Annotated in this window: 25 protein-coding genes; 9 read left to right on the forward strand and 16 right to left on the reverse strand. The window is 45.8% G+C overall.

The annotated features are described in order from the left end of the window. Positions 1-11 precede the first annotated feature (11 nt). The 3 genes from AAA938_RS10095 (at position 12) to AAA938_RS10105 (ending at position 5742) form a co-directional block, all read left to right on the forward strand. Positions 12-185, forward strand: a complete 174-nt coding sequence (locus AAA938_RS10095; protein WP_338228605.1) for a hypothetical protein — start codon at positions 12-14, stop codon at positions 183-185. A gap of 9 nt (positions 186-194) precedes the next feature. Continuing rightward, on the forward strand, positions 195-4058 hold the full coding sequence (locus AAA938_RS10100; RefSeq protein ID WP_338228606.1) for an eCIS core domain-containing protein: 3864 nt from the start codon (positions 195-197) through the stop codon (positions 4056-4058). Between the two features lie 64 nt (positions 4059-4122). Beyond that, entirely contained in the window at positions 4123-5742 is a 1620-nt protein-coding gene (locus AAA938_RS10105; RefSeq protein WP_338228607.1) for a S8 family peptidase, read from the forward strand. Between the two features lie 70 nt (positions 5743-5812). On the opposite strand, the gene rpiB is transcribed toward AAA938_RS10105, so the two are convergent. From rpiB to glyA, 3 genes are read right to left on the reverse strand one after another with little or no spacing between them, the layout of a single operon-like run. Beyond that, a complete protein-coding gene (gene rpiB / locus AAA938_RS10110) occupies positions 5813-6247 on the reverse strand; it encodes a ribose 5-phosphate isomerase B (protein ID WP_338228608.1) in 435 nt (144 codons plus the stop codon). A 4-nt stretch (positions 6248-6251) separates the two neighbouring features. After that, positions 6252-7109 (reverse strand): twin-arginine translocase subunit TatC, encoded by an 858-nt coding sequence (tatC, locus tag AAA938_RS10115; protein WP_338228609.1) that lies wholly within the window; start codon positions 7107-7109, stop codon positions 6252-6254. 15 nt (positions 7110-7124) lie between these two features. Beyond that, complete coding sequence (gene glyA, locus AAA938_RS10120) at positions 7125-8393, reverse strand: serine hydroxymethyltransferase (RefSeq protein ID WP_338228610.1); 1269 nt, start codon at positions 8391-8393, stop codon at positions 7125-7127. A 256-nt stretch (positions 8394-8649) separates the two neighbouring features. On the opposite strand from glyA, the gene AAA938_RS10125 reads away from it, so the two are divergent. After that, entirely contained in the window at positions 8650-9024 is a 375-nt protein-coding gene (locus tag AAA938_RS10125) for a UDP-glucuronosyltransferase (protein WP_338228611.1), read from the forward strand. On the opposite strand, the gene AAA938_RS10130 is transcribed toward AAA938_RS10125, so the two are convergent. Next, a complete protein-coding gene (locus AAA938_RS10130; protein WP_338228612.1) occupies positions 9021-9248 on the reverse strand; it encodes a hypothetical protein in 228 nt (75 codons plus the stop codon). The two genes, AAA938_RS10125 and AAA938_RS10130, sit on opposite strands and share 4 nt — an antisense overlap. Before the next feature lie 106 nt (positions 9249-9354). Between AAA938_RS10130 and AAA938_RS10135 the strand changes: the two genes are divergently transcribed. Continuing rightward, on the forward strand, positions 9355-10263 hold the full coding sequence (locus AAA938_RS10135) for an AEC family transporter (protein WP_338228613.1): 909 nt from the start codon (positions 9355-9357) through the stop codon (positions 10261-10263). Here the strand turns inward: AAA938_RS10135 and AAA938_RS10140 are convergent. From AAA938_RS10140 to AAA938_RS10190, 11 genes are all read right to left on the reverse strand, one after another. Beyond that, positions 10260-11069 (reverse strand): inositol monophosphatase family protein, encoded by an 810-nt coding sequence (locus tag AAA938_RS10140; protein WP_338228614.1) that lies wholly within the window; start codon positions 11067-11069, stop codon positions 10260-10262. The two genes, AAA938_RS10135 and AAA938_RS10140, sit on opposite strands and share 4 nt — an antisense overlap. Positions 11070-11160: 91 nt before the next feature. Further along, positions 11161-11910 carry a 16S rRNA (cytidine(1402)-2'-O)-methyltransferase gene (gene rsmI / locus AAA938_RS10145; protein ID WP_338228615.1) on the reverse strand — a complete coding sequence of 250 codons (750 nt, stop codon included), beginning with the start codon at positions 11908-11910 and terminating at the stop codon, positions 11161-11163. After that, on the reverse strand, positions 11907-12140 hold the full coding sequence (locus AAA938_RS10150; protein WP_338228616.1) for a 4a-hydroxytetrahydrobiopterin dehydratase: 234 nt from the start codon (positions 12138-12140) through the stop codon (positions 11907-11909). The genes rsmI and AAA938_RS10150 overlap by 4 nt, the downstream gene beginning before the upstream one ends. A gap of 12 nt (positions 12141-12152) precedes the next feature. Next, positions 12153-12422 (reverse strand): DUF493 domain-containing protein, encoded by a 270-nt coding sequence (locus AAA938_RS10155; protein ID WP_338228617.1) that lies wholly within the window; start codon positions 12420-12422, stop codon positions 12153-12155. Between the two features lie 76 nt (positions 12423-12498). Next, the gene (locus AAA938_RS10160) at positions 12499-14607 is read right to left on the reverse strand and encodes a SurA N-terminal domain-containing protein (protein ID WP_338228618.1); all 2109 of its coding nucleotides are present in this window, start codon (positions 14605-14607) and stop codon (positions 12499-12501) included. 85 nt (positions 14608-14692) lie between these two features. Further along, complete coding sequence (locus tag AAA938_RS10165) at positions 14693-15976, reverse strand: hemolysin family protein (protein WP_338228619.1); 1284 nt, start codon at positions 15974-15976, stop codon at positions 14693-14695. A gap of 2 nt (positions 15977-15978) precedes the next feature. Then, positions 15979-16188 carry a hypothetical protein gene (locus tag AAA938_RS10170; RefSeq protein ID WP_338228620.1) on the reverse strand — a complete coding sequence of 70 codons (210 nt, stop codon included), beginning with the start codon at positions 16186-16188 and terminating at the stop codon, positions 15979-15981. After that, entirely contained in the window at positions 16185-16733 is a 549-nt protein-coding gene (lptC, locus tag AAA938_RS10175) for an LPS export ABC transporter periplasmic protein LptC (RefSeq protein ID WP_338228621.1), read from the reverse strand. The genes AAA938_RS10170 and lptC overlap by 4 nt, the downstream gene beginning before the upstream one ends. Positions 16734-16819: 86 nt before the next feature. Then, a complete protein-coding gene (locus tag AAA938_RS10180; RefSeq protein WP_338228622.1) occupies positions 16820-18121 on the reverse strand; it encodes a tetratricopeptide repeat protein in 1302 nt (433 codons plus the stop codon). A 74-nt stretch (positions 18122-18195) separates the two neighbouring features. Further along, positions 18196-19479, reverse strand: a complete 1284-nt coding sequence (gene bamG / locus AAA938_RS10185; protein ID WP_338228623.1) for a BamG family beta-barrel-assembly machinery protein — start codon at positions 19477-19479, stop codon at positions 18196-18198. Then, the gene (locus tag AAA938_RS10190; protein ID WP_338228624.1) at positions 19469-20185 is read right to left on the reverse strand and encodes a type III pantothenate kinase; all 717 of its coding nucleotides are present in this window, start codon (positions 20183-20185) and stop codon (positions 19469-19471) included. The genes bamG and AAA938_RS10190 overlap by 11 nt, the downstream gene beginning before the upstream one ends. A 98-nt stretch (positions 20186-20283) precedes the next feature. Here AAA938_RS10190 and AAA938_RS10195 point away from each other — a divergent pair, with 98 nt between their 5' ends. From AAA938_RS10195 to AAA938_RS10210, 4 genes are all read left to right on the forward strand, one after another. Continuing rightward, positions 20284-21357, forward strand: a complete 1074-nt coding sequence (locus AAA938_RS10195) for an anhydro-N-acetylmuramic acid kinase (RefSeq protein ID WP_338228625.1) — start codon at positions 20284-20286, stop codon at positions 21355-21357. A 74-nt stretch (positions 21358-21431) separates the two neighbouring features. After that, positions 21432-22658 (forward strand): Glu/Leu/Phe/Val dehydrogenase dimerization domain-containing protein, encoded by a 1227-nt coding sequence (locus tag AAA938_RS10200; protein ID WP_338228626.1) that lies wholly within the window; start codon positions 21432-21434, stop codon positions 22656-22658. 183 nt (positions 22659-22841) lie between these two features. Then, positions 22842-24368 (forward strand): sodium:proton antiporter, encoded by a 1527-nt coding sequence (locus tag AAA938_RS10205; RefSeq protein WP_338228627.1) that lies wholly within the window; start codon positions 22842-22844, stop codon positions 24366-24368. 176 nt (positions 24369-24544) lie between these two features. Continuing rightward, a complete protein-coding gene (locus AAA938_RS10210) occupies positions 24545-25114 on the forward strand; it encodes a hypothetical protein (protein WP_338228628.1) in 570 nt (189 codons plus the stop codon). 15 nt (positions 25115-25129) lie between these two features. Here AAA938_RS10210 and AAA938_RS10215 read toward each other — a convergent pair whose 3' ends face one another. Beyond that, the gene (locus tag AAA938_RS10215) at positions 25130-25717 is read right to left on the reverse strand and encodes a DNA-3-methyladenine glycosylase I (protein ID WP_338228629.1); all 588 of its coding nucleotides are present in this window, start codon (positions 25715-25717) and stop codon (positions 25130-25132) included. Positions 25718-25779: the final 62 nt, after the last annotated feature.

Below are 25779 nucleotides of genomic sequence, written 5' to 3' on the forward strand. Positions count from 1 at the left end.
ATCCGGAAATCATGAGAAAAAAAGTCCGCAAAAAACCTGAACCCGAGGAAGAAATGCTCCCTCAGGTAATTGAGGAAAAGGAAGAGATCCTATCCAAAAAGAAAAAGGAAGTGATGACTCCTGTAGACAAAGAAAAGTATGAGATGAAGGCATCCGAACCGGAGAAGCTGATGAATCCCTTATAACAAAATCCCATGGGTGCAGTAGCTGAAAAACTTTTACCTCCCTCGCCGGCTCTTCACGTAGGAGCCCGGATTCAGCCTGCCCTGAAAGTCGGAAAACCCAACGATAAGTTTGAAAAAGAAGCCGAGTCAGTCGCCAATCAGGTGATGATGATGCCGGATTCTTCTTCTATGCCGCTTATGACTTCCTATTCATCAGGTATTCAAAGGGAAAATGAGGAAGAAGAGGAGGTCCAAATGCGCCCTCTCTTTGAAACAATTTCAAGAGTAGCACTACAGCCTGAGGAGGAAGAAGAGGTCCAAATGAGCCCTTTTGCAGGAGGAATGACAAGAATATCGCTTCAGGCTGAAGAGGACGAAGAAGTGCAAATGCAAACCGAGGAGGAGGAGGAAGTACAGATGCAGGCCGAGGAAGAAGAAGAAGTGCAGATGAAGGCTGAAGAAGAGGAGGAAGTCCAACTCCTGGGCATGGATTCCGGCTCCAGAGAGGTCACGCCCGCTCTCAGTACCCAAATCCAATCCGCCACGGGAGGCAGTCCTCTTCCGGGACCGGTACAATCAGAAATGGGCGCAAAAATCGGTGCGGACTTTTCTTCGGTAAAAGTACACACCGGATCTCAGGCAACTCAAATGAGTGAGGCCTTGGGGGCACAGGCCTTCACACACGGAGGAGATATCTTTTTCAATGAAGGAAAATACCAGCCTGATACACCAAAAGGCAAGCACCTTTTGGCGCATGAGCTTACCCACACCGTGCAACAGGGAGCGGCAGTACAAAGAAGCCCGAAACCCGAAGTCAGCTCCACCAAACCCCAAGTGCAGCGACTACCCTATGCAGTGAGGGAGGGGCTTTCCCGATTTGCCAGCTATATCCCGGGGTATACCCTGCTTTGCGTGATTATCGGCTACGATCCTTTGGCAGGACGAAATGTAGAAAGAAATGCAACCAACCTGCTTGGGGGCCTTCTAGGCCTGATTCCTGTCTTTGGCACCTTACTTTTCAATAAGCTGGTGGAGTTGGGAATCACTCAATCCGCCATGGCTTGGGTAGAAGGGGAAATGCAAGCCCTCAATCTCACTACTGCTCGACTGGAACGGACCCTGGAACAAGCCTGGGATGAAGCTAGTCTCTTTTCAAGTTGGGATGAAAATATGGCAGTATTGGACCGGACTTTCGGGCAATTGTACCGGGATGTGGTCACCTTTGCCGGTAGGGTGAAAGAAAAGATTTTTGAACTGATCAAAGAGGCCCTAATGACTGCCCTGAAAGCCTTGGCAGATTCATTTCCAGGCTACCCTCTTCTGGTCAAACTCTTGGGAAAAGACCCGCTTACCGGTGAGGAAGTTTCCTCCACCACGGCAGAGAAAATTGAAGCCTTCCTTCTGTTAATCGGAAAAGAGCAGGAACTGGAAAGAATGAAAGCGGAAGGTACAATCCAAGAGACTGCAGACTGGATTGATACCGAGCTCGCTGCCTTGAACTTCAGCTTTGAAGAGATCAAAAACCTGTTTGACGAGGCCTGGAACGCCTTTTCATTGGATGACCTGAGAGACCCTCCAGCTGCTTTCCGAAGGACCATTGCCATTTTTGAGCCATTTACCACAAGGGTATTCACCTTCGCTGCCAATGTGGCTTTAAAGGTTCTTGAGTTTATAAAAAATGCCCTCCTTGCCCAGCTTTCTGCCTATGCCCGTGAGCAGCAGGGATATCCTTTGATTACAGTCATTTTGGGTAAAGATCCCTTTACCGGGGAGGAGGTACCACGAAGTACAGAGAACCTCATTCATGGGTTTATGAGCCTGCTACCGGGAGGAGAGGAGCAGTTTCAACAGATGCAACAGACCGGGGCAATCGCCAGGATGACCGCAAAAGTCGATGCGGCGGTAGCCAGTCTCAATTTTAGCTGGGAGTATATCACCGGGCTTTTCCTAACCCTTTGGAATAGCTTTACCATTCAGGATGTATTCCATCCTTTGGATGCCTTCATACGGATTGTACAGACCCTTGCAGCCCCAATTCAGCGCCTGATTGCCTTTGTGGTCACCATCGTGCAGATCGTAGTAGAGGTGCTCTTGGTGGTGATGAATTTCCCTATCGAGACCATTCAGCAGATCATTGCAAATGCGCAAAGTGCCTTTGAGGATATCAAAAGAGACCCAATCGGATTTCTTAAAAATCTCCTCGCCGCAGTCAAGCAGGGCTTTGTTCAGTTTTTCAACAATATCGTCACCCATCTTCTGGGAGGATTGAGGGATTGGCTTTTTGGAGAATTGGCTTCTGCAGGGATCAACCCTCCTGCAGACCTAAGCTTCCAATCCATTTTGGGCTTTGTATTGGATACACTCGGCTTGACCATCGATAATGTATGGGAAAGGCTGGCGCTAAAAATCGGAGAGGAGCGTGTCGCCCAAATCCGCGGGGCTATTGATCAGCTGACTGGCATTTGGACTTTCATCAAGGATGTATGGGAGCGGGGTCCAATAGCCATTTGGGAATATGTGCAGGAGCAGTTGAGCAACTTGTGGAATCTGGTTTTGGAGCAAATCCAGGGATGGATCATGACCCGAATAGTAGAGCAGGTGGTCGGAAAACTATTGGCCATGCTCGATCCGACCGGAATCATGGCAGTGATCAATAGCTTCATCGCATTCTATCGAGCCGTTCAGTCCTTCATCGAAAAGCTCCGCGAGATGCTGGATATTGTCAATTCTTTTGTGGCAGGCGTAGCAAATATTGCGCGGGGATCAATTGCTGTGGCAGCCAACTTCCTCGAGTCTGCTTTGGCTCGGGCTATTCCGGTAGCCATTGGTTTCTTGGCCAATCAGGTGGGATTAAGAGGTTTGGGAACCAAAATCGCCGAGATGATCGGTGCTCTTCGGGAAAAAATCAACGGAGCCATCGATTGGCTGATAGACAAGGCACTGGCAGCTGGAGGGGCTCTTCTCAATTTGGGCAAAAAGGCAGCAAGCTCAGCTTTAGGCTGGGTTAAGCAAGTATTGGGACTTGAGAAACGCTTCGAGGCTAAAGACAAATCCAAACACCGTATTTTCTTTAAGGAAAAAGAAGGAAAGCCTCAACTGATGCTCAATCCTGACCCTGCCAGCCCACTTAAGGACTGGTTGGATAATCTGCAGATAGATGCTGCCACAAAAGCAAAAGCAGAAGGAGTGGTGAGCAAAATTGAGGCAGAATACAACAAACCGATTACAGCAACCGATGAAAATGCAATCAAAGATGAAGAGCGAGCCAAGGCAAAAGCTATCGGCAAGTTGATGGATGAACTGACCCTGACTTTGAAAAGCATTTTTGACTCATCTTCTGCATCCGTTGTGAAACCACAATTTGGAACCCTTAGAGGGGAATACGGGACTTGGATGAAAGTGGAAAGGTTGGGTAGTCCTAATGCAGGCTTGGGTTCATCTCCCTCTGTTTCAGAAGGGACAAACTACGAAATGATCAATAAACGTAAGCGAGGCAGTGGTTCTTACTATGTGAAAGGCCATCTTCTCAACGAGAAATTGGGAGGTACAGGAAAACAATGGGAAAACCTGACTCCACTTAACCGCAGAGCAAATGGAGACCATGAAAGAATCGCTGAAAAACGAGTGAAAAAGGCCACTGCGGCCGGAGCTTTGGTAAATTACTTTGTGGAGGTAATTTACGGTCGATCTGCCCCCACTAATTTGAACAATCCTCCTTCATTGGTAGACCAAATTAAAGAAGCAGAGACTGAGGTCCCAAGCAAACTGATTTGCGAAGCAGAAATCATCACTCCGGCGGTGTACTCAAAGACCGGAAAAGAAGAGGTTTCTCCTTTGATCCCCAAAGGAACCACAATCCTCAACGATATTGATCGGGATGCCTATGAGGTATGATTATTCAGATTTTTTAACAGGAATTTTTCCCCATCATTTTCTGCAATATCGTTACCTTTAGTCCATGATTAAATCTTCTTTGAAACTGCTAACAGGCCTGAGTGCAGGATTGTTGGTGATGGGTTGCAGTAGTTCGTCTTTCGTCTCTGCACCTTTGATTTCTTACCCAAATACCTCCCCCAGAATTTCCGAACTTTCAGAATCTGAGTCCCAGAGATGGGGTCATCTGGATTTGGTCAGGGATACAGTACCGGGAATGAGTGTGGACCGGGCCTATTCCGAGCTTCTCAAAAAGAAAAAAGGTCAAACTGTAGTTGTGGCTGTTATCGATTCAGGCATTGACCTTGATCACGAGGACATCAAAAATGTCCTCTGGACAAATTCCGGAGAAAAACCCGGAGATGGAATTGATAATGATGGCAATGGCTTTGTCGATGATATCCATGGATTCAACTTTTTGGGAGAATCCTACCACGAGCAACTTGAATTTTCCCGAATCCTTCGGTTGAAAATCGGTGACGAGACACTTCAAAAAGAAGCCCGAGCGGAGTTGGATAAAAGACTCCCCGAAGCAAAGGGAACTTTGCCCCAACTCAAGCAAATCGAGCAGTTTGTGAGCATGGCCCACCAAAATATAGTCAAAGGGCTAGGCAAGGAAAACTACTCTCTGGCAGATTTGGATTCTTTCGAGCCAAAAAGTCCTCAGGAAGAGCAGCAAGTGGGTGTACTGAAACAGGTTTTTGGGATGGGAGAGGATATTCCTTCCGTATTGAGCAATCTCAATGAAGGCATCGAATACTACTCAGCTCAATTGGATTACAATCTAAATGTGGATTTTGACGGAAGAAAGCCCGTCGGAGACGATCCCTATGATCTGAACGACATTGATTATGGAAATGGAAACCCCGATATCCGGGATGACAAGGAAAGTCATGGAACCCACGTGGCAGGTATCATCGCCGCTCAGCGAGGCAACAAACTAGGAGTGGACGGAGTAGCCAAAAATGTCCAAATCATGGCCATCCGTGCTGTACCCGATGGAGATGAATACGACAAGGACATTGCGCGAGCCATACGATATGCTGCAGACAATGGGGCAAAAGTGATCAATGCCAGCTTTGGAAAATCCTTTTCCCCCAATTCAGAATGGGTGTATGATGCACTGAAATATGCAGCAGAAAAGGATGTGCTCTTTGTTCACGCCGCAGGAAATGACGGAAATGATTTGGACGACTCATCCAATCCAAACTATCCTAATGACCATCAAATGAAAAACAGTCCGGAAATCGTAGACAATTACCTTTCTGTAGGTGCTTTGACCTCTTCTTTTGACTCAGATATGATCGCGTCTTTCTCCAACTATGGAAAAGTCAACGTGGATATTTTTGCACCTGGGGCAGACATTTATTCCACCATGCCCAATGACGACTATGAATATAAAGGAGGAACCTCCATGGCTGCGCCTGCAGTGGCCGGTGTAGCTGCCATGATCCGTTCTTACTTCCCTGACCTGACTGCAGCTCAAGTAAAGCAGGTTATTCTGGATTCAGGGTTGGCGATTGAAATCCCTGTAATCGTTGCTGGGGCTGAAGGTGAGGAAAAAAACCTGAATGAAATTTCCAAGACTGGCAAAATTGCCAATCTGTACAATGCCTTGATTCGGGCAGCGGAAATCAGTAAGTAATATTGGTTTATAAGCAAAATCCCTCGTTTCTCAACTGGAAAAACGAGGGATTTTTTTGTCTTCTCCTTTTTTAAGAACAGGCAATCTTATTGACGCGATTGGCATGTCTGCCTCCTTCAAAGTCCGTGGATAAGAATATCTCAGCCAACTTTACCGCCAATTCATAAGAGATAAATCTCGCAGGAAGCGCCAATACATTGGCGTTGTTATGTTGCCTGGCCAATGCAGCCAAGTCTTCATTCCAGCAAAGTGCAGCACGGATCCCTTGATGCTTGTTGGCCGTGATTGCTACTCCATTTCCACTTCCGCAAATGACGATCCCCTGCTCAAACTCCCCATTTTCGATAGCCGAACAAAGAGGATGAACATAATCCGGGTAATCTACCGAGGCGGAGGAAAAAGGACCGAAATCCTTGACTTCGTAGCCTAAGGCCTCCAGCTTTTCTACCAGTTTGGCCTTGTATTCATATCCGGCATGATCGCCTCCAATTGCTATTTTCTTCATGGTTTTATTCGTCTTCAGATCCTCTGTTTCTTTGATACTCTGCCTCTTTCAGTGCTCTTTTCTTTTCCAGTCTCTTGGCTATGCTAATCCCGATTTCATAGAGTACCAAGATCGGCATTGCAATCAACAGCTGACTGATCACATCCGGCGGGGTGATGATGGCAGATACCACCAAAATCACCACAATGGAATGTCTACGATAGGCTTTCAGCATTTTTGAAGTCACCAAGCCTGACATAGACAGGAAATATACCACCACAGGAAGCTGAAACATAATGGCCGAAGCCAATACCAGCATGGTCAGGGTAGTGACATAGGAAGTGATGTCAAACTCATTGGTAATACTCGGGTCCAACTGATAGTTGGAAAGGAAGTTGATCGAAAGAGGTGAAAGGACATAATAGCCAAAAGCAGCACCTAGCAAAAACAGCAGACTGACAAAGAATACAGCTCCTCTAGCGGCATTTTTCTCCTGATCATACAATCCCGGGCTGATAAATCTCCATACTTCCCAAAACACGTAGGGAAAAGCAGCAATAAATCCCACGACAAAACTGGAAGTCATGTGCATGGAAAACTGACCTGTCATCTGCCTACTCTGGATCGTAAAAGGGAGCTCATCGATGCAGAGAGCGGTAATTCCCAAAGAATTTCCGATTTGACAGAGTATTCTATAGGTGAAGAAATCGATCTTGGAAGGACCCAAAATAATCTGTCCAAAAACGATGCTCTTGGCCAAGAAAGCCAAAACAGTAAAGATCAGAATCGCCGCCACGGACCTGAGGAGATGCCAGCGCAAGGCCTCCAAATGATCCAAAAACGACATTCCTTCTTCTTCCTCTTGATATTGATCTAATGCCACTTTGGGGGAGAATAATTAATACAGGGGAAACTGAACCATCCAGTCGTTGACTTCGGATTTGATTTTGGCCAACTCAGCCTCATCTGCATGATGCTGAAGTGCCCGATCAATCAAATCCACGATCTTGATCATGTCTTGCTCCTTCAGACCTCGGGTAGTCACCGCTGCGGTTCCCACTCGCATCCCTGAAGTCACAAATGGGGATTTGGTGTCAAAAGGCACCATGTTTTTGTTGATGGTGATATCTACCTTTCCTAGGGTTTCCTCGGCGAGCTTGCCTGTCAGGTTTTTATTTCTAAGATCGATAAGCATCAGGTGATTGTCTGTTCCTCCGGAGATGATCTGATAGCCTCTAGATACGAACTCATCCGCCATCACGGATGCATTTTTCTTCACTTGAAGGACATAGTGCATGTACTCATCGGAAAGCGCCTCTTCGAAAGCCACTGCTTTGGCGGCAATGATGTGCTCCAAAGGCCCACCTTGAGTTCCAGGGAAAACACCCATGTCCAGAAGGGAAGACATTTTTCGGATTTCTCCCTTAGGAGTAGTAAGACCCCAAGGATTGTCAAAATCCTCTCTCATCAAAATCAAACCTCCTCGTGGACCTCTCAGTGTTTTGTGCGTAGTCGTGGTTACGATATGGCAGTGATCCAGTGGATCATTGAGCAAGCCTCTCGCAATCAGCCCTGATGGGTGAGAAATGTCAGCCAAAAGAAGTGCACCTACTTCATCTGCAATCTCCCGCAGGCGCTCGTAATCCCAATCTCGGGAATAAGCAGAGGCTCCACAGATGATCATTTTAGGTTTTACAGCCAAGGCTTTCTCTTCCACCTTGTCGTAATCGATCGTTCCTGTCTCCTCTTCCACTCCGTAAAAATGGGGTTCATATAGTTTACCGGAGAAATTGACAGGGGAACCATGAGTCAGGTGTCCACCGTGAGCCAAGTCAAAACCAAGAATAGGATCTCCGGCCTTCAGGCAAGCCAAAAAGACTGCGGCATTAGCCTGTGCTCCGGAGTGAGGCTGTACATTGGCCCAAGTAGCACCGAAAAGTTGCTTAGCCCGATCGATGGCAATCTGCTCGATCTCGTCTACCACCTCACATCCACCATAATATCGCTTACCGGGAAGTCCTTCCGCATATTTGTTGGTCAATACGGAGCCTGCAGCTTCCATCACCTGCTTGGAGGTGAAGTTTTCGGAGGCGATCAACTCAATTCCTCTCTTTTGTCTGTTTTCTTCCTGGTCAATCAGATTGAAAACCAACGAATCTCTTTTCATAATCGGGGGGTTGAAAGCAAATAAATCGGCCGCAGGATTTTCCCTTTGGGGCCTTTTTTCGAACAAGTCCCAAAAATAGCCCGAAAGTCCCTATAATCCAATGTAGACAGGGACTTCAATCCAGTAAAAATCAGGGGAATTTCAAAAGGAAATCTAATTGGAAAACCTCCCTTTTCTGCTAAGCTAAAACAGCTATTCAGCCCCTCCATCCGAGCAAAATGGATAGCGTATCTTTCTCAAATTCGTAATTTTGGGCATGTTTGACTTTAAGTTCCAGCCTGATACTTACTTTTCTGAAGAAACTACCTCCGTGCTTTTGATCCGGATCAGTTATCCTGAAAGCACTTGGGGAGAACAAATCAGCATCTATGCCCATCAGGGCCAAGGGAAAATCACCTATGAAGCTGTGGATTTTTATGGAAATGAATACTTGCTTTTTCCTTCATCGAGCTTTGAGCCGCTGACTTTTGACGATGCGGTCTATTTGGTAGAAGGTATGCAGCTTCATCCTGAGCAGGAAGAATCCAATATGCAGCTGATTTTGGATGGAGTTCCTGAGGCGGAAAGTGCCTTTTATCCTGAAATGGAAAGGTATTTTGCGGAGAAAAGAAAAAATTTCGGCTTGGATTAAAAATCCAAAAGTGCCTGCTTTTGATCTGATACTTCCTTGGTACGAAACCAGTATTCATAAGTATCAAAATCCAGACAATCACTCAGCTCAATCCCCTGAAAAATGATTTTCTTCAAGGAATCCATTGGCAACCAAGCACGCAAGGCTCGGATTTCATCTCTTGAAAGCTGAGAAAGTTGAATCCATTTTTGCCCGTTGATAAAAATCGGTATAAGTTTAGTCATAGAAAAACAGGTTTACTCCGAACAAAACTAAGCTGATTTTCAAAGGGATACAAAAAAACCAAATTAAATTAATGTTAACCGAAAATAATTTTTAGAATCTTTGGCAATGACTGGAGCAGTACTGGCTTTTGCCTGCTTGTTTTTGGGCTTGATTCTTCAAAAAGTCCCTCACTTCTCGGCTGAGAAAGCCGCGAAATGGGTTCAGACCTATCTCATCTATATCGTTCTGCCTGCATTGGCTTTACTCTATATTCCCAAAATCGACCCCTCCTGGAATCTTCTGCTTCCCATTTCTGCTGCATGGTTTACCTTTCTTCTTTCCTGGGGGATTTTTGGATTTCTGGGTAAAAAACTGAATTGGGGCAAAAATGTAACAGGCTGTCTGATAATTGTGGCAGGACTTGCCAATACCTCCTTTTTGGGATTTCCGGTGATTGAGGGGCTATATGGAAAAGAAGGCCTGCCTACAGCCTTGTTGATCGATCAGGGAGGGTCCTTTTTACTCGTATCCTCCTTGTCCATTTTGGTAGGATCGCTTTATGGCAATCATCAGGAAAGTCTGGCCAAGGTACCGCTTCGGATTATCAAATTCCCTCCCTTTGGATTTTTGGTGGGAACTTTAGCCATGAGCGTTTTGGAAATCCCAACTCCTGAATTTCTGCTCCCACTTTTAGAGTTTATAGGAAAAACGATGCCACCTATGGCTCTTTTGGTCATCGGTTTGAGGTTTTCCCTCGACATGCAGGCCATCACTTCCCGGTTTTTCTGGTATGGCATGGGCTATCGGCTGATTTTAGCCCCTGCACTCGTGGCTTTAGTCTATTCCTTCTGGATGGACAGCCAATCTCTCGAATACAAGGTCACGGTCCTAGAAAGCGGCATGGCACCAATGATTACCGGATCCATCATTGCGATTCAGTTTGGGCTTCAACCCAAGCTTGCCACACTTCTCTCTGGGTTAGGAATGCCGATTTCAGCCATCACTTTGGCTATTTGGTATTTGATCTTGGGTTAGTCTTTTCCCCAAAATTCAGCCAAAACGGCAAGAAACTCAGCGTGGATGGAGCCATTGCTGGCTACAATATTCCTTCCGAAGATGTAATCCTCTCCTCCCGCAAAATCAGTCACTTTTCCTCCGGCTTCCTGTACAATGATGACTCCTGCAGCGACATCATAGGAGTTGAGGTTGTATTCAAAAAAGCCCTCCGTGCGACCTGTGGCCACATAGCAAAGGTCCACAGCTGCCGAACCCAGTCTTCTGAGCCCATGCGTCTTCTGCATAAGAGACTTCATCGAGTTCAGATATCTGTCAATCAGCTCAAAATTATAATAAGGAAAACCTGTGGAAATCAAAGAAGCGGCCAAGTCGGGGGCTTGACTAACGTGAATTCGGGTGTCATTGCAGAATGCCCCCGAACCTTTGAGTGCATAGAAGCACTCGTGTCGGTTGACCTCATAGACCACGCCCATGATTACCTCCTTGTCCTCCATGAGAGCAATACTTACGGAAAAGACAGGGATACCATGGATAAAATTGGTTGTCCCATCCAGGGGGTCGATCACCCAATTGTACTTTTCTCCTTGGGTGACATTCGTTCCCTCTTCGGTGATGAAGCCCGCTTCAGGCAAAATCGCAGACAAGCGCTCGACAATCATCCGCTCGGCTTCCTTGTCCACATAGGATACCAGATCATTGAAGCCTTTGTGCTCTACTTTATCGACGTCAAAATGCTGCCTTTCCTTTCGGATAAAAGAACCCACTTCTTTTGCAATCTGTTGGGTCTTCTCCAAAAGCCGGGCAAGGGTTTCTTTAGTAAGCATGGTTGGGGTGGGTGTATTTGGTTTTTGACTTGACTAATGCCGAAAATAGGAAAAGGTTTGAAAACTGAACGTTATTTTTCGCTCAAGTTTTTCAATCTTCTGATTTCCAGCGGGCTTGCTTTCGCTCTTGCTTTTCCTCTCGGGTCTCCTTTCGCTCGGGTTTACCGGCGACCAGCAGCACCAACTCTCCTTTCAGGGGGTGGCTTTCGTAATAGGAAATGAGTTCAGAGAGAGTTCCTCTCACATTTTCCTCATGAAGTTTGGTCAGTTCCCTCGACACTGAAGCCTGTCGATCTTCTCCAAAAGCCTCTGCCAATTGCTCCAGAGTCTTCATCAAGCGATGAGGGGATTCGTAGAAAATCATGGTCCTCGTCTCTTGAAGCAGAGAGTCAATCCGGGTTTTTCGGCCTTTTTTGTGGGGAAGAAATCCCTCAAAGACAAAGCGATCATTGGGCAGTCCACTGTTGACCAAAGCAGGAACAAAGGCTGTTGGTCCAGGCAGGCATTGAACCTCAAGTCCATTTGCCAACACTTCCCGAACCAATAAGAAGCCCGGATCGGAAATGGCAGGAGTGCCTGCATCGCTGACCAAAGCGAAGACTTCCCCTTTTCTCATACGCTCTACCAATTTTTCCACAGCCTTGTGCTCGTTGAAAATATGATAGCTCTGAAGAGGTCTTGAGATCTCCAGGTGCTTGAGAAGAATTCCAGAGGTGCGGGTATCCTCAGCCAAAATGGTGTCTACCGATCGCAAGACCTCCAAAGCACGGAGGGTAATATCTTTTAGATTCCCGATAGGAGTGGGGACCAAATAAAGACTGACCGAGGCGGAATCACTCATGAAGATAGCTTATCGATGGCTTGGGCTAATTTATGGTCTTTTTCTGTGACTACATTGCCTGCATCGTGTGTGGTCAATTCAATTTCCACCTTGTTGTACACATTACTCCAATTGGGATGGTGCTGATGAGCTTCTGCCAGGAAGGCCACGCGAGTCATAAAGGCGAAGGCTTCCTGAAAGTCAGAAAAGGTGAATGTCTTTTTCAATCGGTTATTTTCCTCAGTCCACATAGTTTTTGTTTTTTAAAGTGAAATCACGCCCTCGATCTCAGAAGCTTGCTCATAGATCTCGATGACCCGGTCAGCACTTTCCACCATCATCTGTACGGTGGTACTGACATATTTCCCTCCTGAACTGGGCTTCAAGCTTACCTCATGCGTAGGGAACAGAGCACCAATCTCGCCTTCTTTTCCAGAGGGGACGATAAACTTAAACATATACAACATCGGAAACTGGCCCACCGCTTCCAATTTTTCCTTAAAAGAGGCCTTATCAAACTTTCTTTCTTTCATCAGATCAATGCTTCTACACGATTCACAAATCAAACAAAAAACCCATGTTTTTCAACATGGGTTCCTTTGTCGCTAATTAAAAGAATTTGTAGCGGTAGTCTTTGACATCTGCCAGATCCTGCAGGGCCATCATGATTTGATAGGCCATTCGCTGGGACGCGTTTTGAGTGAGCTGACTTTGATAGGCGGTGTAGTCTCCGATTTCACCTGCAGGGGTCAAAGTATTCATTCGGGCTACTACTACTCCGATATCCTCCTGAACAGGCTGTGTCATCTGACCTGATTCTTTCAGAGAAAATAAAGCACCGATTGCCTTTGGAGCAAAACCAACTCCAGGAATCACGGAAGTACTCAATCTCAAGTCAGGAAGGTTATTCAAAGAAGCATCTTGGAATACGTCTTTCATTTCTTCCAAAGTTGCCTTGCCAGAGATTTTCTCTTTGATCATGGCCGCTTTCTTTTCATTCATCACCTGCTGCTTTACTTGCTCTTTGACATCTTCCAGCTTGGCATCGCCTTCTTCTTTTCTGGCAACCAATGAGGCAACCACGTAGCTGTTGTCCAGCTCAAAAACCGGGGAAACCTCCCCAATAGAAGCATCTCCAAATGCCCACATGATTACCGAACGGGCATTGGTCAAGTTGTTCAGGTTTCTGGCATTCGCATCCACATTGTTAGCCTGGATGATTCTGTAGTTGCTGTCAGTTGCGTTTTCTGTAAACTGATTTCTGTTTCCGCTTTGTGCAGCAAACGTGTCCGCATTTCTGTAAGCCTCGTCTCTGGTGGCATCTGAAGCGACCAATTCAAGTTCCAGAACAGCGAGTTTGGTATAATCGGACTGTGGAAGTTCTGTTACCTCGATGATGTGGTATCCATACTCTGTCTCAACCAAGCTAGGCAAAAGGCCGGTAGCGCGGGCTGCATAAGTAGCATTGGCAAATGGCTCAACAAAGTCTTCCTTGGCAAACCAGCCCAAATCACCGCCGTTTTGAGCAGTTCCGTCCTGGCCATATTGTCTTGCGGCAATAGCAAAAGCCAAACCACCTTTAATTTCCTCCAAAACACTTTGAGCCTGATCTTTTACTGAAGCTTTACCAGCCTCATCCATTCCTTCAGTGCTGAAGAGGATATGAGAAGCTCTCATTCTAGGCGTTCCGGAATACTGATCAGTTACCTTGTAGGTTACATAGGTAGAGTTTGGAGTAATAAACGGTCCGTAAGTTTCACCTTTCTGGATATCGCCTACATTGCTGGTCAAGCTTGCTGGAAGCTGATCGCCCGGTCTGTAAGTCTGGAAAGGAAACTGCACTTCAGAGAATCGGCTTACAAAAGCAGAATCTTCCGCAGAAGCTTTCAATTCCTCAGTCAACTGAGTGATATTTGAAATTACATCAGCAGAATCCTGACCGCTTGGCAGAATGCTGAAGGACACGTATTCAATGTTAGCTGAATTCCCAACCTGGAATTTCTCCTTATTCTTATTCAGGTAGGCAGTGAGATCGCTGTCAGAAATGGTCACCTCAGTGTCTGGAATCACATAGTAAGGAATGTAAAGAATAGAAGCATCCGCAATTGAGTTAGCTGCTTTGTATTCCATCTTTGCCTCAGCAGTGGTCGCATACTCAGAGGTAGCAAGTAGATTGTCGTATTTCACGCGCTTTCTTGACTGTGCGAAAAGCTGCTCTTGCTGAGCCCAGAATGCTTGCTGTGCAGGATCTGCAGTCTCCAAAGACTGAAGGAAGGAAATCAACTGATTTTTGTCGAATTGACCGGTTTGAGGATTCACCAACTGGGCACGGAGTTCAGGCACAATGTTTTTGCCCTGCACCATATCCACAAGTTCTGCATCAGATACAGTCAAGCCTAGCTTTTCATATTCTTCGTCGAAAACCCGCTCCACGATCATTGCCTGCCAGGCCTGCTCTCTCACGGAGACCATTTCAGCCTCTACAGGAGCACGTCCGGTTCTTTGCTGAAAGGAGAATTTGAATTCTTCGATTTTCTGAGAGTATTCCTCAAGCGTGATATCCTCACCCGCTATTTCTCCGACAATATTCTGATTGCTGCTGAGCAGGGTAGAATTGGGACTTAATAAATCTCCACCTAGGAGAAATAGAATCAACCCGCCGGCGATCACACCGATTGCGAGACCTGTCCGCTGTCTTATTTGCTTAATTAACGCCATTATTTTGTACTACGCTTTTTAGAAGTGTCGCAAAATAATAGCATTACCCTCGAAATTCAAAATCCCATCCAAACAAAGTCCAGACTCAAAAAATCTCAGAATCACTGATTTTCAGCCTGACCGTATCTATTCGGTGAGCTTGTTTGGACATGACGGTGAAGGTATATCGGCCGATCGTCACACTTTCTCCTTTATTGGGTAGGTTTTCGGTGAGGGAAAGAATCAAGCCCGAAAGGGTCTCAAAGTCCCCATAAGGCAGTTTCCACCCGTACTTTTCATTGAGATAGTCTATCTCATGCCGGGCACTGAGCAAAAACTCATGATCACTGATCTTTTGCTCCACCAAGTCATCCTGATCGTATTCGTCGTCAATTTCTCCGAAAATCTCCTCAATAATATCTTCCATGGAGACAATCCCGCTTGTACCCCCAAACTCATCTACAACCAAGGCCAGGCTTTTTCTTTCCTGAATAAACTGAATCAGCAATTCGTTGGCCAGGCCGGATTCCGGTGTGATGATGATCGGAGTCAGGATTTCCTCAATCGTCTTGGGTTTTTTGAACAGCTCCAGCTGATGGCAATAGCCGATCACCTCGTCGATGGTCTCCCGATACACGATCACTTTGGAATGACCGCTTTCCTCAAACACCTTTTTCAAATCCTGAATGCTGTCCTCCACCTCTACAGCCACGATATCTGTCCTGGGAATCATGCATTCCCGAATTCGGATTGTTTTGAAATCAACGGCATTGTCAAAAATCTTGGTGTCAATCTCCACTTTTCCGGGCGTACTTTGAGACTGACGAAAATGCTCCTTGATGAAGGAATTCAAGTCGGTCACTGTGAAAACCGGCTTTTCCTCATTGTATTCCAGTCTCAGAATTTTGGTGATGAAAAAGCGGGACATCTGCACAATCGCCCAAACCAAAGGATACATAGCCAGATAAATCCCCCAAAACGGAATCGCAAACAGACGAAGCATGCTGTTGGGATTGAGCATGAAAAGGCTTTTGGGAAGAAATTCTCCGGTAAATAATACCACCAGTGTAGACAACAGGGTCTGAATGATCAACACAGAACCCTCATTGTTAAAAAAAGGCGGAAGTAAAGCGCGGATGGGAGGCTCGAGAAGAAAAGCCATAAAAATACCATACAGGACCAGCATGATGGTGTTTCCTATCAAGGTGGTTCCGATAAATTGGCCGGGATTATTGACAAATCGGCCTAAAATCTGTCCGGAAAATATTCCCTGCTTGCTTTGGAGCTCGATCTGAAGCTTGTTGGAGGAGATGAAGGCCATTTCCATTCCCGAGAAAAAAGCGGAAAAAAGAAGGGTAATCAGGACATAGATCAAATAGGAAATTTCCATACTCAGCGTTTCTTTTTCTTTTTTTCCGGTCGGGAATCAGGCTGGGAATCCGGTGGATTTTGATTTCTCCTCAACTGAAACCAAAACAAAAGCCCCACAGCCATCATAAAAATAGCATAAGACCCGGTAATTCCCACCGTCACCGTCTGATGTATCCCGATGATAATCAGGGCAAGCGAAAAGGACAAAATCAATACATCTCCCAGTTTCATATTCCTTCTCCCGGCAATAGGGTTCGGCTATCCCTCACCTGCTTCAACTGATAGTTGGAAAAGCTGTCGTCTGCCTCCATACCTGTTCCGTTGAAAAGGGTCTGCCTTTCCTGAATGGTTACAAATTTGTCAGTGTATATTTTTTTCTCTGCTTGGTTCCAAAAGATCTCCTCAGTCTGCAGCTTTTGGTCTTTTATCAGATTCTGGATCTGCACGTTTCCTTCCCCTCGATACAGATTGGATTCTTTGTCAAAATATCCACGATCGGCCCGCATGGTGGTTTCCAAGATTCCCTCCACGGTGTAAAACTTGATATCTATCCCTTCGGGAAATTCCAGATTGCCGTTTTTAAACTCCAATTGAAGCTTGGCGCGGATTTCCGAACGAAGCACTGCCGAATCGCTGTGAATCAGGAGCACATCTTTGGCTTCATTTATCGGGCCGTCATAGACCTGCAAGGCATCAGGGTTGAATTCCTGATCGCAGGAAAACAGACCAAAAACCAGGATAAGGCCGATCCCAAACAAGCGAAAACTCAAATTCATAGGGCAAAGATAGGTTTTCTTAGAATTACCTGTCAAAAGAAAAAGGGCAGCCTTTCGACTGCCCTACCTTCAGATTGTATCAAAGATTAGTCTCTGGTAGCCAAAGTGACGGTCTCACCTACCCAGCAACCCGTGCTGATAGAAGAACCAGGCTGTAGGCCTTCAGTAAACAATTCCTCTTTGGATGGGAATCGAGATCTAGCTTGGGACATCCCGGAAGAATTGCCTGCACGCTGATAAGCAGCATGAGCGGCGATGAAGATGGAGTAATCTTTCGCACGGCTTTCACCTCCACGACAATCATTGAAAGAAGACATGTACAAGTCACCGATCAAAGAGTAAGCAGAAGCAGTCAATTCAGGATCCAATGTCGCAGCTTCTCTTGCGGCAGTTCTTGCAGCAGACTTTCTGCCAGCCTGAGTATGCACTTTAGCCAATTCCATCTGGATCTCTCCTTTTTGCTTATCGGTTTCAGCCAAGGTCAAAGCTTTTTCCAATACAGGCTGAGCTTTTTCGAAATCCCCCGCCGCCATATAACGCATCGCTCTTACCTGAGAAGTGGCAAAAGTAGGGTTGGTAGAGTCTTTCAATTCCAAAGCTGCCAAGAAGGAGCTGGAAGAGAAACACTTGTACTGAACAGAATATTTGAAAATCTGGTCAGCAATCTCCAAGTTGGTTGGATCAGCAGCCAATTTAGGACCCATCGTATTTTCGATAAAGTCGCAGTTGATCAGTTCCATATTGATCAATACTTGCTCTAGCAAGCTTCTGGAGCTGGTCACGTCTTTACCCTCTGCCTCAGATTTGTTGAGCAATTCGCTCGCCATGTCATACTTAGCCAATACCTGCTCTCCGGTGTAGGCTTTATTATAGGCATTGTTTCTGTAAATCAGGTCAAAATATGCAGCTACCAATTGATGGTTGATATTTCCATTGAGCTCCATAGCTTTTTCGAAATCAGCTACCACATTTGGGATTCTAGTTTTATCGCTTTTGAAAAACTGATAGCCGAAATAGGCCTTGTTTTCAATCCACTTTGGGGCATTGTTAAAAAGCTCTTCTCTTTTGTCGTAGATCGCCATCACGCTGTCCTGATAGACAAGCTTTTGTGCAGGGTCTTCAGTCTTGTCAGCGGCTCCCTTATAGACATTCACACCGTTGATGTAGAGCGATTCATTGAGATTTGGCACATTGGTCAATAGCCAATGAAGGGGCTTGGTCGCCTCAACGAATTGTTCAGACTTCATGTAGTCAGTGTAGGCAGCGTTGAGTTCACGCGCCTTGGCCTCTTGAGCAGGGTCAGAAGGCCAATTCCAGCCGTCCTGAGCCTGTACATAGCCAGCCAACAGCACTGCTCCTAGGGCAAGAAAGGTTGATTTAAGTTTCATATCTGTAAGGTTTTAATCGGTTGCTTTTAATTAAATCCGGTTTCCCGTCATTTGGTTTACACTACTTTAAATTTTTAATCAAATACTCGCTTATAGAACCAGCTATTGTCATTCAGAGAAAGACCCAAAGTAAAGTTGACATAAGTCTCTCTAATGAGTCCGTTTTCTAAAGTTCCCCTTCTTCCCGCCTTGAAAGCAAAGTTGATCAGGGATAGTTGATTCACAGGAATGGAAGTTCCAAAGTTGATGCCAATATCTGTGACTTCGGTCTGATTGAGCACGTAAGGAGTGCGCTGATATTCCAATCCAAAGCGGTAAGTAGCCCGCTTGAAGATGTTATCAAAGTTCAGATAGTCAGGTACAATCTGGAAGCCAAGTCCCACTTTTTGGGTTGCTTGAAGATTCAAAGGGTCTCCGAAAAAATTTCTAAATTCTGAAAAGTCCTGGTATTGACCTTCCAGGCCGACAGCGAATTTGTTCATTTTTTCATAAGAAACGCCGAATCCGTAAAGCTCTGGGATATAAATACTTCCCTTTACATCATTGGCGATGAGGTCTCCATCCGAATCCGGGTCGCTAGCTTGGCCAATTCCTGCCAATTTTGCAAAGCCGGTTCCATTAACATCGCCTAATCTCTGATAAATGGCTCCAAAGTGCAGATTACTTTTATCTGCGACCTTTAACTGGTAATGGGCACCGACTTTGAAGCCTACATCGGAAACTGTTAATCTTTCATAATATTCTGAAGGGTTGCCTACTTCAGAGTTGTTTTCATTGAAAACGAGCAGCTGATTGTTTCGGATTGAGGACCCAAAAAGGTAAGAACCATGAAAACCTATGCTCAGGTTTTTGGCCAATAAGTAGCCAAAACTTAGGTAGGCTTCCGAGATACCTCCATCCCCAGTCAAGAAATTATTAGCAGTCAAGTCCGAATTGTCCACCTGACTTGATACCTGAAGGTTGTAATTCACACTGGTCACCTGACTGAGACCTATACCGGAGGTAAATTTGCCTGGCTTGAAGGGCAAAGACAAGGCGATGTAGGACAAGCCTCCCCCATCCACGAGAGTGGATTCTTCCCCGTTGGCAACGTTGGAACGGTCGTAATTAAAAGCGGCTTGGAAATTAAAAATGGTGTTTCGGGTAGATAGGGCCGGATTGACGACGTTGGCATGCCAGCCTGTACCATAGCTGATGCCCAAGCCTCCCATGGCCTGATTGTGACTGAGCCCGGAGTAATTGAATTCACCGACACCCAAGGCAGTGTACACGGAGGAACTGTTTTGGGCGTAGCCCGAAAAGAAGACAAAAAGGGCGCAGAACACCCCCAAAGATTTCAACCCTATTTTACTCAACATTGTGGTTTAGAATGCAATTCAATCCATGCAGGACCAAATTTGGGACTACAAATATGTGGTCTTTTGCCAATGAAACAAAAGAATGAGCGTCTCCCCCGCAGATAAATACCCGAATTTCAGGAAATTTAAGACGAAAGGCTTCCAGATGGCCTCGAAGTTCATACTCCAAACCATACCAAACTCCAGATTGCATGCAGGCAATAGTCGTGTCTCCGATAAATGAATCCAGCTGGGCATTTACCTCTACCAGAGGCAGTCGGGCAGTAAAGGAATTCATGGCTTTGGCACGCATTTCCAAGCCGGGACTTATCACTCCTCCCAAAAAACTTCCTTTTTCATCCACCACATCATAGGTCACACAGGTTCCCAGATCCACGGCGAGTACAGGCCCAGTACCAGCCATGGTCCAAGCCCCTACTGCTGCGGCTATGCGATCCAAGCCCAAAGTCTGGGGAGAGGCATAGTTATTCGAAATCGGCAAAGAGGTCTGAGGGCTTAGGAAATGAAAAGAAAAAGGGAGCTTCTGCTGAAGATCTGCCTCCGAATACCTCACGGAACTGATCAATACTTCCGAAAAAGAAAGCTGACTCCATTCTCCTATCGCACTTTCCAGCGAGGTAAAAGTTTGCTCTCCAAGCAATTCTTTCCCTTCAAACACGGCTGATTTGATTCGGGTATTGCCAATATCTACTACCAGATTGCTCATCGAGGGCGAAAATAGACAGAAATAAGACCGGGGCTTTTCCTTTCCTCCATTTATCTTTGGTACACCGGTTTACTTAACAATCTTTAACCCAATCTCCCATGTCCCAAACCAGCTACTCCATGATTGGACTCATGTCAGGAACCTCCGGCGACGGACTGGATGTGGCGTTTGTTCACTTTAAAAAAGAGCAATCCTGGAAATTCGATATTGAAGAAGCCAAAACTTTTCCCTTCCCGAGCGCTTTGGGAGAGCAGCTTTCCAGAGCTCACCTCCTCTCGGCTTTGGATTTGGCTTTGCTGGATGTGGAATTTGGGCGATGGATGGGTGAGCAGGTCAGGGATTTTTGCGATGAATTTGAAGTGAAGCCTTTGGCTGTCGCCTCTCACGGGCATACTGTCTTTCATCAACCCCAAAAAGGGCTTAGTCTTCAAATTGGCAATGGATGGGCATTGAATCAGGCCTCAGGAGAGCAGGTAGTCAATGATTTTCGCATGCGGGATATTCAGTTGGGAGGTCAGGGTGCCCCATTGGTGCCAATTGGAGATCAGCTGCTATTCCCTCAGGTTGATTTTTGCCTCAATCTGGGAGGGATATCCAATATTTCTTTTGAAAAAGAAGGAAAAAGAATGGCCTTTGATATCAGCCCGTTCAACCTTCTCCTGAATACCGAAGCCCAAAAACTCGGTAAACCTTACGATGAAGGAGGAGAGTGGGCCAGAAAAGGAGAGTTGAATCTTCCCCTGTTCAACGAACTCAATGCCTTGGACTATTATCAACTTCCCGGGGCAAAGTCTCTGGGGAGAGAAGATATGGAAACTGTTTTTTCACCCCTTATTGAAAAAGCCGGACTTTCGCCAAAAGACACCCTCCGGACAATTACCGAGCATTATGCCTTTCAGATTGCGCGGGTGATTTTGGAAAACAAATCCAAAGAAAAACCCCTTATCCTGATCACCGGAGGAGGGGCTTACCATGCATTTTTTGAGGAAAGGCTGAGCCACTACCTCAAGCACTCCTGGGAAAAATATGGGGCTGGTAATGAATTGATCGAATTTAAAGAAGCGCTGATTTTCGGATTTTTGGGTCTGCTGAGAATCTTGGGTGAGACCAATACCCTGTCTTCAGTCACAGGAGCAGGAAAAGACAGCTCCGGTGGGGTGATTTACTCCTGACCAGTCATCCCAAAGCAGTAAAGGAGACATTTTTATTTTTCTATTTTTGGCCTGAATATAAACCCAATAGAAAGATGCAGGAACTGCTCAAAAAATTTGAGAATAAACAGCCGGAGATCGTTTTCGAATGGAGCGACAGCGAGACCGAAGCAGAAGGCTGGGTAGTGATCAATTCCCTCAGAGGAGGAGCCGCAGGCGGAGGTACCCGCATGAGAAAAGGTTTGGACAAACGGGAAGTGGAATCCCTGGCCAAAACCATGGAGGTAAAGTTTACCGTATCCGGACCTGCCATAGGAGGAGCCAAATCCGGGATCAACTTTGACCCCTCAGACCCAAGAAAATCCGGCGTCCTGGAACGATGGTACAAGGCCGTGATGCCTTTGCTGAAAAACTACTACGGAACAGGCGGAGATCTGAACGTGGATGAAATCCACGAAGTCATCCCCATCACGGAATCCTACGGTCTTTGGCATCCACAGGAAGGCATTGTCAATGGACACTTTCATGCCAACGAACCCCAGAAAATCAGGAAAATCGGCCAACTCCGGCAAGGGGTATCCAAGGTACTGGAAGACCCCAAGTTTACACCCAATGGTCCTAAAAAATACACCGTGGCCGACATGATTACCGGCTATGGGGTATCAGAAGCGGTAAGGCACTATTATAAAATATGGGGAGGAGAGCTCCAAGGCAAGCGGGCGGTCATCCAAGGTTGGGGAAATGTGGGTGCGGCAGCAGCCTGCTTTCTGGCAGTAGAAGGAGTAAAAATTGTAGGAATCATCGACCGGGACGGAGGATTGATTCGTGAGGAAGGATTTTCTCTAGATGAAATCCGCGAACTCTTTCTAGCAAGAATTGGAAATAAACTCACTCATGATTCCTTGATTCCTTTTGAAGAAATCAATGCCAAAATCTGGGACTTGAAAAGTGAGATATTCATTCCTGCAGCCGCTTCCCGATTAATCACCCAAGAGCAAGCTGCTCGGATGGTCGATGCAGGATTGGAAGTGATTTCCTGTGGCGCAAACGTGCCTTTCGCTGATCCGGAAATCTTCTTCGGACCGACTGGCCTATGGACAGATGAGCGAGTGGCTGTGATTCCTGACTTCATTGCCAATTGTGGGATGGCCCGAGTTTTTGCCTATCTCATGAGTGACAAAGCAGAAGTCACCGATCAGGCAATTTTCTCCGATGTTTCCGAGACAATCAGAAAGGCATTAACCAAAACTTTCGAAAAGAGTCAGGCCAAAACAAAGATTGCTCAAAAATCCTTTGAAATAGCCTTGGCACAACTCGTGTAAAAACTGACTTCCCAAAACCCCCGGATGCATTATCTTTTGGTAAAATCATCCGGGGGTATTTCATTCTGTTTGGACAATTCCCCTCAAAAATTGTAGTTTAGCAGTTGCTCTTTTAGATAAAAAAGTTTCAAAAAAATAGATAATTTATCCAAAGAGAGAATCCCAGCCCATTCAATCGACCCAATGAAGAAATATTTAATAAGTTTTGCTCTACTTTTCGGAATATTATTTTTTGGACTCGCGGAAGCCAGTGAGACGCTGGCAAATGGAATGGATAATTCTGTAGAATTGATCCAAACTGCAACAGATTCCGACACTCATTCTGCAGATGCAGCTGAAATTCACGCGGAGGAAGGACACGGGGAAGAGCATCATTCTGCTCCGGCTTGGCTGGTGATACCGTTTGTGACCTTACTTTTGATGATCGCCACGGGGCCATTGTTTTATGAGCATTTCTGGCATCACAATTACCCCAAAATCGCCGTTGGCTTCGCTATTTTGGTGGTTTTGTATTACCTCTTTGTGCTGGATAATGTCCACGGTCCGGTGCACGCCCTTGCAGAATACGTTCAGTTTATCGCGCTTTTGGCTTCACTATATGTGGCATCCGGAGGGATTTTGATCGAGATAGACAAGAAATCAACCCCAACAGCAAACGTAGCTTTGCTTTTGATCGGGGCGGTGATTTCCAATCTGATCGGAACCACAGGAGCCTCAATGCTTTTGATTCGACCATTTATCCGACTCAACAAGGCAAATATTCAACCCTACCACATTGTCTTCTTCATTTTGATGGTCAGCAATGTGGGTGGGTCCTTGACTCCAATCGGAGATCCCCCTCTTTTCCTTGGCTTTTTGAAAGGGGTGCCTTTCTTCTGGACTATTGAGCACAACTGGCCTGCCTGGGCTTTGGCTTTAACCCTGCTCGCAGTGATTTTCTATTTTGTAGACAAAAAATTTGGTCAGGCAGCAGAGGACGAGTACTCAGAAGAAATATCCTATACCAATAAATTCTCCATGGTGGGGACTAAGAACTTTGGCTGGCTGCTTGTCGTGATCTGTGCCGTTTTCCTTGATCCTAATGTGATCGAGGGTGTGCCTGCCATTGTTTATGACGGTCAGAAGTTCTCTTTCCTCAGAGAAATCATCATGCTTTCTGTTGCTTTCTTGTCTTACAAGTTTGCCGATCAGCGAGCACTGAAAGGCAATGAATTCAACTTTGAACCCATTCGCGAGGTAGCCTTTATCTTCATCGGGATATTCGGTACCATGATGCCGGCATTGGAGCTGGTTGGAAATTTTGCCAAATCTCCGGAGGGTGCAGCTCTGATCACTCCAAATACGCTTTATTGGGGTACAGGAACGCTTTCGGCTGTCTTGGACAACGCACCGACTTATCTGAATTTCTTAGCTGCTGCCATGGCTTCTGAGGGATCAGATATCAGCAATATCGCCCAGGTACGTGAATTTGCTGCCAATACAATGAACGATTCCGATACCACCTTCCAATTATTGGCTATTTCGATTGCCTCGGTCTTCTTTGGTGCGATGACCTATATCGGAAACGGACCCAACTTCATGGTAAAATCCATCGCAGAGCAAAACGGGATCAAAATGCCTTCTTTCTTTGGCTACATCATCCGATTCACTATTCCAATTTTGCTGCCGATTCTATTCTTGGTTTGGCTGGTGTTCATCGCCTTTGCCTAGTTCTTGCAAAAACACTTATCAGCCTGCTCAAAAAATTTGGGCAGGCTTTTTTTATCTCCTTGAGGCCAAATTTCACCTCAAAAAAACGCTTTCTCAGAGAAAGGCATTTTCTTCTTCGGGCTTTTCCTAAAAAAATAGTACCTTATGGGTGGTTGGTTTTTAAACTTTTTTGAAAAATGAAAAAACAGGCTTTCCTCATTTTGCTCCTCCTCACCTTATTATTTTCATGCCAAGAGGAGGAATTCCTTCCCCAAGGAACTCAATTGATGCTGAACCCAAACTTATCCCAGTTCCCTGATTCGGTAAATCCATGGAAACCCTCCAACCCTGACGGAATCCAGCTTGGAGTAAGTCGAGAGGTATTTTTCAGCGGAAATCGGTCTTTATTCATTGAAAACCCAGTCCGGGAAAAGGCAGAAGCCGCTTCCTGGTCACAAAACTACACAGGGCCAATGCCAGTACCTGGAAGTACTTTGGAGCTTGCGGCTTTTATCAAAGGGGAAAACGTCCAAGACCTTACCTTGGGAGGAAGGGTCTTTATCCTAGTAAGGACATTTCCTCAAATTAACCAAATCAGCGTAGCTGGTACCTCATTAGATATGCAGGGCGATTTTGATTGGGTTTTGGTAAAGGCGACTTTGGAAAACTTCCCCAAGGATGCCGAACGAATAGAGGTAAGCTTAAATGTACCCCGCCTTACCTTGGGAAAAGTCTATTTTGATGAAATCAACCTGACGGTAAGGTAAAATCAGTTTTCAATTTTACTTCTGCAGGCTAAGCTCCCGGTGCCGAAAACAGTCTGTCAGGTGATCATTAACAAGTCCGGTCGCTTGCATATGAGCATAAATGGTCGTGGAACCTAGAAATTTAAACCCTCTTTTCTTCAAGTCTTTGGCCAAAGCATCCGATTCGGGAGAAGTCGCTGGATAGGGTTCCCCCCGCTTGAGAGCATTTTGGATGGGCTTTCCTCCTACAAATCCCCAGATGTACTTGGAAAAGGTCCCAAATTCGGATTGGACTTCTAGAAATCTCCGGGCATTATTGATCGTAGCCAAAATTTTCAGCCGATTACGGATGATTCCACTGTCTTGAAGCAGTTCCTCCACATAGCTATCCGGAAAATCAGCAACAATCCGATAATCAAAATCTGCGAAGGCTTTGCGGTAGCCCTCTCTTTTCTTCAATATTGTTGCCCAACTCAAGCCTGCCTGAGCGGATTCCAATACCAAAAATTCGAATTGTATCCGATCATCGTACACTGGGACTCCCCACTCTGTATCGTGATAGTGGATATATTCCGGAAAACCCAGGCACCAAGGGCATCGATTGATTTCAGAAGGAGAAGTCATAAGCGCTGTTTAGGATAAAAGTAGGCAAGAATTGGGAATTCCTTTTTTAGCACCTTATTTTT

Origin of the sequence: Algoriphagus taiwanensis (assembly GCF_036245645.1) — a bacterium.
Classification (GTDB): Bacteria; Bacteroidota; Bacteroidia; order Cytophagales; family Cyclobacteriaceae; genus Algoriphagus; species Algoriphagus taiwanensis.